This is a genomic window from Alkalibaculum bacchi (assembly GCF_937875145.1).
Lineage (GTDB): Bacteria > Bacillota > Clostridia > Eubacteriales > Alkalibacteraceae > Alkalibaculum > Alkalibaculum bacchi_A.
The window spans coordinates 1-8,223 of sequence record NZ_CALNCS010000089.1; the positions used below are offsets into that span (position 1 = coordinate 1).

The 8,223-nt window shown below is 40.0% G+C and carries 7 protein-coding genes and 2 pseudogenes; all 9 read left to right on the forward strand.

The genetic code is table 11. From position 1 onward, the window contains the following. Positions 1-1,150, forward strand: a pseudogene (locus Q7P22_RS05955) (hypothetical protein); the annotation flags it as partial. Between the two features lie 2 nt (positions 1,151-1,152). Further along, positions 1,153-3,699 (forward strand): choline trimethylamine-lyase, encoded by a 2,547-nt coding sequence (gene cutC, locus Q7P22_RS05960; protein WP_303861909.1) that lies wholly within the window; start codon positions 1,153-1,155, stop codon positions 3,697-3,699. Between the two features lie 80 nt (positions 3,700-3,779). Continuing rightward, a pseudogene (gene cutD, locus Q7P22_RS05965) lies at positions 3,780-4,725 on the forward strand (choline TMA-lyase-activating enzyme). Positions 4,726-4,792: 67 nt separating this feature from the next. Then, positions 4,793-5,428 carry a hypothetical protein gene (locus tag Q7P22_RS05970; protein WP_303861912.1) on the forward strand — a complete coding sequence of 212 codons (636 nt, stop codon included), beginning with the start codon at positions 4,793-4,795 and terminating at the stop codon, positions 5,426-5,428. A gap of 3 nt (positions 5,429-5,431) precedes the next feature. Continuing rightward, the gene (gene eutJ / locus Q7P22_RS05975) at positions 5,432-6,280 is read left to right on the forward strand and encodes an ethanolamine utilization protein EutJ (protein ID WP_303861915.1); all 849 of its coding nucleotides are present in this window, start codon (positions 5,432-5,434) and stop codon (positions 6,278-6,280) included. Further along, entirely contained in the window at positions 6,273-6,578 is a 306-nt protein-coding gene (locus Q7P22_RS05980) for a BMC domain protein (protein ID WP_369695497.1), read from the forward strand. The genes eutJ and Q7P22_RS05980 overlap by 8 nt, the downstream gene beginning before the upstream one ends. Further along, on the forward strand, positions 6,565-6,834 hold the full coding sequence (locus Q7P22_RS05985; protein ID WP_303861918.1) for a EutN/CcmL family microcompartment protein: 270 nt from the start codon (positions 6,565-6,567) through the stop codon (positions 6,832-6,834). Before Q7P22_RS05980 ends, Q7P22_RS05985 begins: the two co-directional genes overlap by 14 nt. Before the next feature lie 339 nt (positions 6,835-7,173). Beyond that, the gene (locus tag Q7P22_RS05990; RefSeq protein ID WP_369695498.1) at positions 7,174-7,803 is read left to right on the forward strand and encodes a phosphate propanoyltransferase; all 630 of its coding nucleotides are present in this window, start codon (positions 7,174-7,176) and stop codon (positions 7,801-7,803) included. A 39-nt stretch (positions 7,804-7,842) separates the two neighbouring features. Further along, the gene (locus Q7P22_RS05995; RefSeq protein ID WP_303861921.1) at positions 7,843-8,127 is read left to right on the forward strand and encodes a BMC domain-containing protein; all 285 of its coding nucleotides are present in this window, start codon (positions 7,843-7,845) and stop codon (positions 8,125-8,127) included. Positions 8,128-8,223 lie beyond the last annotated feature (96 nt).

Consider the following 8,223-nt stretch of genomic DNA (forward strand, 5'->3'; position numbering starts at 1 on the left):
TCCAACTTTGATCAGTCAGCTTATATTTGCGGTCCAATCTAAAAGCCCTATTATCTTTTCAGCCGATATGAGAATTCATAAAACTTGTAAAGCTGTTTTAGATGATGTGATGGAAATTGCAAGTTCCTGTCACTATCCTTTGGATGCAATTGGTTACATTAACCATTTTTCTCTAGAAGGTGAGCAATGGGTTTGCAATCAGACTTCTGTAAAGGTTGTAATAGATTCTCGTGAAAATTTTTTAGAACACCCTTATAAAATATTTGGCAAAGATGTTTATTACGCAACCATAGGGAATAATCCAGTCTTTATAGAAGCTACAGCTGATATTGCTGAGTGTGCAAGAGAAATTGTTGCAGGTAAATCATTCTGTTATGGGATGTTGCCGGGGGCCGAACAGTCTATAGTAGTCGAGTCATCAATTGATGTACAAGTTCAAACAGAACTTAAGAAAAATGGTTGTTACTTTCTCTCAGATAAGGAAGCAACAAGACTGATAAAAGTACTTTTTAAGGAAAATGGTCAGCCATATCGTGAGTTAATTGGAAAATCTGCAATTGAGCTTGCACGCCGTATAGATGTATTAGTACCTGAATCAACGAGTGTACTTGTAATAAAAAAGCCCTACGTTAGTAAAGAAAGTTTTTATGCCAAAGCTAAATATGGGCCTGTCCTTTCATATTATGTTGAAGAGAATTGGCGTAATGCTTGTGAAAAGTGTATTGAACTTATTTTAAGTAGTGGTTGCGGCAATGCTCTATCAATTTTTTCCAATGATCCTGAAGTTGTAAAACAATTTGTAATTAGAAAGCCTGTAGCACGAGTTTTAGTGAACGTAAGTACTGGACTTGGTAGTATTGGTTACCACTCAGATTTGCCTAAGACACTAACTATTACAGGATGGAATTTTGCTACTTCGTCTGAGCTTGGTGTAGCTTACAGCACTTTTATACGAAAGCGTCTGATTGGTATTGAAACAAGTAAAGACGCTCATGCTTTGCTTAATAGTGCTGCTCAATATGGCTCTACAGCGGCTGTAGATACAGCACAGAAAACTCTTCCTTCAGATAATGAAGATCATTTAAATGAGCCGGTTGACTGGTTCTCCAGTGTTCTAGAGACCATGAGAAATAGTCAAGAAAAGGAGTGAAAATGGATATAAAAGAGTTTGCTAAAGGACTCTCAGAAGCCACTAAAGAAATGAGTGATGAGGAACGCGCAACTGTTAAGCAGATGTTTGAAAAAGTTTCTGATCAACTTGATAAGCCTATTTGTAGTACTCCAGTATCGGAAAAAGATACAAATAAATCCTATGAGGTTCCGGAGGGCCCCACGGCGCGTCAGGTTCGCTTGAAGGATAACTTCATCAATCAAACACCGAGCATTACAACTTATCGTGCTCGTGCGGTTACCGAAGTTATGGAAGAAAATCCAGGCATGCCGCGGATTGAATTACGTGCTAAGGCATTCCGCCATTGTTGCGAAACTGCACCACTTGTAATTCAAGATGATGAGCTTATTGTTGGTGCCCCATGCGGTGCACCACGAGCTGGTGCATTCTCACCAGATATAGCATGGCGCTGGCTTCGTGATGAGCTTGATACAATTGGATCACGGCCTCAAGATCCTTTTTACATCTCAGAAGAGGATAAACAGTATTGTAAAGAAGTACTCTTCCCATTCTGGGAAGGGAAATCACAAGATGAGATTTGTGAAGATCAATATCGCGAATGTGGTGCATGGGAACTTTCTGGAGAGTCATTTGTTACTGATTGCTCCTATCATGCTATGAGTGGTGGTGGAGATTCCAACCCAGGATATGATGTCATCCTTATGAAAAAAGGCATGCTTGATATCCAGAAGGAAGCCAAACAGCATCTTTCTGAGTTGGATTATGCTAATCCGGAAGAGCTAGATAAAATATATTTTTACAAGTCTGTGATTGATACCACCGAAGGTGTCATGATATATGCAAAACGTTTAAGTGATTACGCTAAGCAAAAAGCTGATGTTGAACAGAATTCTGCACGGAAACATGAATTGGAAGATATTTCCGAGATTCTAGCTCATGTGCCTGCTCATAAGCCTCGTAGTTTCTGGGAGGCCATGCAGTCAGTATATGTTATTGAGTCTTTACTTCCCGTTGAAGAAAATCAAACTGGTATGTCTATTGGCCGTGTTGATCAATATATGTATCCATTTTATAAGGCTGATGTTGAAGCCGGGCGTCTTACACCATATCAGGCATTTGATATTGCTGGTTGTATGTTCATCAAGTTAAGCGAAATTATGTGGCTCACCTCGCGCTCGCAATCTGAATTCTTTGCCGGATATCAACCGTTCATTAATATGACGCTTGGAGGTATTACCCGTAAAGGTGAGGATGCTTGTAATGATCTCACTTACCTACTTATGGATGCAGCCCGTCATGTAAAAATATATCAGCCAACAATTGCTTGCCGTATTCATAATAAGTCGCCTGAAAAGTATCTTCGTAAAATTGTAGATTTAGTAAAAGCAGGGATGGGATTTCCTGCTTGTCACTTTGATGATACACATATAAAAATGATGCTTGCTAAGGGTGTTTCAGTTGAGGATGCACGTGACTATTGCATGATGGGTTGTGTTGAGCCTCAAAAGTCTGGGCGTTTGTATCAATGGACATCTACTTCTTATACTCAATGGCCAATCTGTATAGAGCTAACGCTTAATCATGGTGTTGATCTTTGGTATGGAAAACAAGTCGCACCTGACCTCGGTGATCTAACGCAATACAAGACTTTTGAAGAGTTTGATGCTGCTGTCAAGAAAACTATTTATTACGTCACCAAATGGACAGATGTGATGACAGTTATTTCTCAACGAGTTGCTCGAGATGTTGCTCCGAAGCCTCTTATGTCAATCATGTTTGAGGGGTGTATGGAAAAGGGGAAGGACGTTTCCTCTGGTGGCGCTATGTATAACTATGGTCCTGGAGTTGTATGGACAGGGCTTGGAACTTATACGGACTCAATGGCAGCTATAAAAAGACTAGTTTTTGATGAACATAAATATACCCTTGATCAACTAAATGAGGCACTTCGTGCTGACTTTGTAGGCTACGAGCAAATTCAACAGGATTGTATTAATGCTCCTAAGTATGGCAATGATGATGACTACGCTGACAAAATTGCGGCTGATCTTTTATACTATACCGAGCATATACATGTTCAATTTAGAACGCTGTATTCTCATATGTCCGTAGGGACTTTGTCAATATCTAACAATACACCGTTTGGTGAGATGACAGGTGCCTCAGCAAATGGTCGTAAGGCCTTCACTCCTCTTTCTGATGGAATTAGCCCTAGCCAAGGTGCTGATCATAATGGTCCCACTGCAATTATCAAATCTGTTTCTAAGCTTCCGAATGACTCAATGAATATAGGGATGGTCCATAACTTTAAGTTGATGAGTGGGATTCTTGATACTCCTGAGGGAACAAATGGTCTTATTACCTTGCTGCGAACTGCGTCAATGTTTGGTAACGGCCAAATGCAGTTTAACTATCTTGATAATGAGACATTGATCGATGCTCAAAAACATCCTGAAAAGCACCGTGATCTTGTTGTGCGTGTAGCAGGTTATAGTGCGTTCTTTAATGAACTTTGTAAGGATGTTCAAGATGAAATTATTAGTCGTACCATGCTGACCCATTTCTAATTAATTTAAAGTTTGAGCTTAATACTAATTTTGCATCTAGTCCGTTAATAAAATTGAAATTTAAAATATTGAAAGGAGGAATGATGGGCCAAGAGAAGGAAGTTCCGGAGCGTAAAGCTCGTATTTTTAACTTCCAAAAGTACAATATGTACGATGGCCCGGGCATTCGCTCCAATGCTTTTTTCAAGGGTTGCCCTCTAAGGTGTAAATGGTGCTCAAATCCTGAGAGTCAACATCAGGGGTATGAAATCATGTTTAAACAAGATAACTGCGTAAATTGTGGTGCCTGTGTTGCGGTTTGTCCTGTTCATGTACATAAGCTTCACGATAATAAGCATATAGTTGACCGCGATATTCAGTGCATTGGTTGTTGTCAATGCGAAAAAGCATGCTTATATAGCGCTTTAGGTTATGGGTGAAGATCGTAGTATAGAAGAGATTATTGAATTTTTTGACCAGGATAAGGATTTTTACCGTATGTCTGGCGGCGGCATAACTCTTACAGGAGGAGAGGCTCTAGCTCAACCTGAGGCCGCAATTGCTGTTCTTATGGAATCTAAATCCCGAGGATACAGTACTGCAATTGAAACTTGTGGTTATGCACCTTTGCAAGTGATAAAGAAAGTAGCGCAGTACGTTGATCTTTTCCTTTTTGATATTAAACAAATGGATCCTGTAAAGCATAAGTATTGGACAGGAGTCAACAACGAACAAATATTGAGCAATGTGAAGTGGCTTCTAGAGAATGGTTATAACGTTCGCGTGAGGATGCCCCTGCTCAAGGGAGTCAATAATTCTAAAGAAGAAATTGACAAGGTAATTAAATATTTTAAGCCTTATCGTTACCAAAAGAATTTTGATGGAGTTGATCTTTTACCTTACCACAAGCTTGGTGTTGGTAAGTATCAGTCTTTGGGACGCAATTATGAAATTAAAGATGACCCCTCACTTAGTGATGATGATCTTAATTGCATAGAAATGTGGATCAAAGATGCCGATTTCAATGTAAATCTCATAAGGCATTAGAGGGGAATGCAAGCAACCAAAGCGAATTAATAAAAATTATTACAAGATAATAGAGAGGAGGAGAGAAATGCATTATATAACAGAAGGTGAACTCCGTGACAGGTATGCTCATCAGCCATATAGTACTTATGAACTTCCCCCTGATGCTAAACTAACGCCAAGTGCAAAACAGTTTTTAAATGACTTTAGGATTACTTTCAACACTAATACTGAGAGTAAAAGCAGCAATATAATTGATAATCAAGCAGAACTCTCAGTAGCAAAATCTCAATATATAGATGTAGACGCGCTTCTCGTAGATACGCATTTATTGGGTTCTGAGCTAAGACTGTTTTCTAGAAATGCATTAAGTATTGATAATGTATTAGCATATAGTTGCGATGAACTCGGCAAAAGATGGGTTGGGGCCCGTGTTGTAAGCGACTTTGCTGCTGACGGGTCAAATAAAGTGATTGATCCAGCTCTTCCGGAAAACACACCACTGCCGTTACTTGATGCTAGAATTCACCCCATTTATTTTGAGGCTAGCGTGCTTTACATGAAGATAGCTAAATATATAGGCGTTTGGAAGAATGCAAAGACGCATGTCGCTAGCTCTGATTTAGAAGCAGTAAGCGCATGGATCTGTGAGGCATCAGGTATCTGTGGAAAATTGTCTGAAGCAATTAATGAATCTATTGATAAAGCAAAGGAGGCGATGTAACGCATGGTAGATCTCGACAATGCAAATGACAAGCTGCAAGAAGTACTTGACACTGTTGATCATCCAATAAAAGTTGATAAGGATGTTGAATTATTTTGTGGGTTGGATATAGGCACTGCTTTTATTGTTCTTGTTGTAGTTGATGGTTCTGGAAATCCTGTAGCGTGTAAGTATCAGTTTGCAGATGTTGTTAGAGATGGAATGGTTGTAGATTACATTGGTGCTTGCGACATCGCCAAAAATCTTAAAAGAAAGATTGAAATTGAACTTAATACAGAGCTCCAGTGTGGAGCAGTAGCGATACCCCCTGGGACTGAGATTCTTGATGGTGGAGCTGTACGTAATGTATGCGAAAGCTCTGGACTTGATTGCATAGCTGTTTTTGATGAGCCTACAGCTGCAAATTTTGTAATTGGTATAAAGAATGGCGCTGTTGTTGATATCGGTGGTGGCACTACTGGAGTTTCAGTTTTTGAAAATGGAAAGATTGTAGATTGTATAGATGAATCAACAGGGGGAACCCACTTTAGCCTTGTACTAGCTGGCGCTAAAGGTATTTCTTTTGATGATGCAGAAATCTATAAACGTGATCCTAAACATCATGCAGAGGTGCTGCCGGTTGTTGGGCCTACAATTGATAAAATATCAACAATAATTCGTAATGCCTGCAGCGGTCACGATGTACCAGAAGTTGTTTTAGTTGGGGGTACATCTGAACTTTCAGGAATCGAAGATCGCGTTCAAAAAAGTTTAGGTATTTCTGTAGTTAAACCTAATCACCCTATGTTTGTCACTCCCATGGGTATTTCGCTTGGCTGTCTGTATAAAGCACGGGAGAATTCCGATGATTGATATCAAGATCATTAAAAATCCTACGCCTGGAACAATGTTAATAATTAATCAGAGAAGCGGTGCTCATTGGGATAAGAATTTTCTGCCTAGTGCTCTTGGACTTATTCAAGGCAAGATGATCGAGATGGTTGTCGCAAGTGATATTGCTGAGAAAACTGCGGGAGTGGCTGTAACTGACGTAAGAGGTTCTTGTCCACAAAACATGGTACTCCTTGCAATTGCAGGGGAAACTTCAGAAGTGTTGGAGTGTCTCTACAAGATTAAAAGTGATAAAGGCGATATCCATGATTGCTTGTAAGCTTATCGGATCTATATGGGCAACTCGGAAATATGACGAGCTCAATGGCTCAAAACTCATGAGAGTTGAAGTGCTAACCGGAGATGATAAGGGAAAACAACTTATTTGCGTTGATACTATTAGCGCAGGTTTGGGCGATAGAGTTTTAGTTACAACTGGGGCAGCTGCTTATTTATTTATGCGTAATGAATTTAGTAAGAATGCGCCTATTGATGCCGTGATTGTAGGAATTATTGATGAAGACGTTGAGCTTTAGAGAAGGGAGGTCCAAATGAAGAGACTAATCAGTGCAAGAGATATATTGGCTGCAATGGAAAAGCATGAAGATTTAAAAGTTGATGGTAATACTATTGTCACTGCCCAAGCAGAAGATATTGCACGGGAAAATGGTGTAGTTCTTCTACGCGGACCTGAAACAAATGAATTTTTATCAACAAAGGCTGTTGCCAAAGAACCTTTGAGTTCTGAAGGGGGAGATACATTAGGCCAAAATATAGTGAGCAAGCAGCCTAGTGAATCTATCCCTCTCTCTGTTATGAACGAAAAAAAGCCATTATTTACGGCTGATCAAATCGAACATGTTGTGTCTGCAGCTGTGGATAAAGGGCTATGGACTAAAAATGATCTACAAAACTTGCTGCACAGCGAGCAAGATCTTCCTCCTATTACGGTAGGTGTTTCTGGACGGCATATCCATCTTTCTAAAGAGCACCTTTGTGAACTTTTTGGAGAGGGATATAAGCTTACGCCTATTAAAGATCTTTCTCAGCCAGGGCAGTTTGCGTCAAAGGAATGTGTGACGCTTGTTGGTCCTAAGGGTGTTATTGAGAAAGTTCGAGTACTTGGCCCAGTGCGTTCTCAAACTCAGGTTGAAGTCTTAGCAGGAGATACTTTTAAGTTAGGTATTCCTTTAGCCATTAGGCTAAGCGGGCATTTAAATGATACGCCTGGCATTACCCTTTGCGGTCCTAAAGGTACTGTTGTTTTGTCCGAAGGAGTTATTGTCGCTGCGCGTCATATACATATGACACCAGAGGATGCGAATAGGCGTGAACTTCATGATGGCCAAGTTGTTTCAATTAAATTTGGTGGGATACGTGGTGGTCGGTTAGATAATGTGGTTATAAGAGCCAATGAATCAGGAGCTCTTGATTGCCATATTGATACTGAAGAAGCAAATGCCCTCCATATTAAAAATGGATCAATAGTTGAAATAGTTAAATAAATATATTTATAAATATTTAAATATTGAAAGGAAATGGGAATGGCAAACACTACTGAGGCACTCGGGATGATTGAAACTAAAGGACTTGTTGGATCTGTTGAAGCTGCTGATGCAATGGTTAAGGCGGCAAATGTTAGGTTGATTGGTAAAGAGCGGGTTGGCGGTGGCCTGGTTACAGTCTTCGTGCGTGGTGATGTTGGAGCTGTGAAAGCTGCTACCGATGCTGGTGCAGCTGCTGCTCAACGTGTGGGTGAGCTTATCTCCGTTCACGTTATACCTCGTCCTGATGGGATGGTCGAGTCGATTCTTCCACAAGCAGAATAATTTTACGATACTGCAGGTAAATCTTTTATTTAATAAATATTGAAAGGAAATGGGAATGGCAAATACTACTGAGGCACTCGGGATGATTGAAACTAA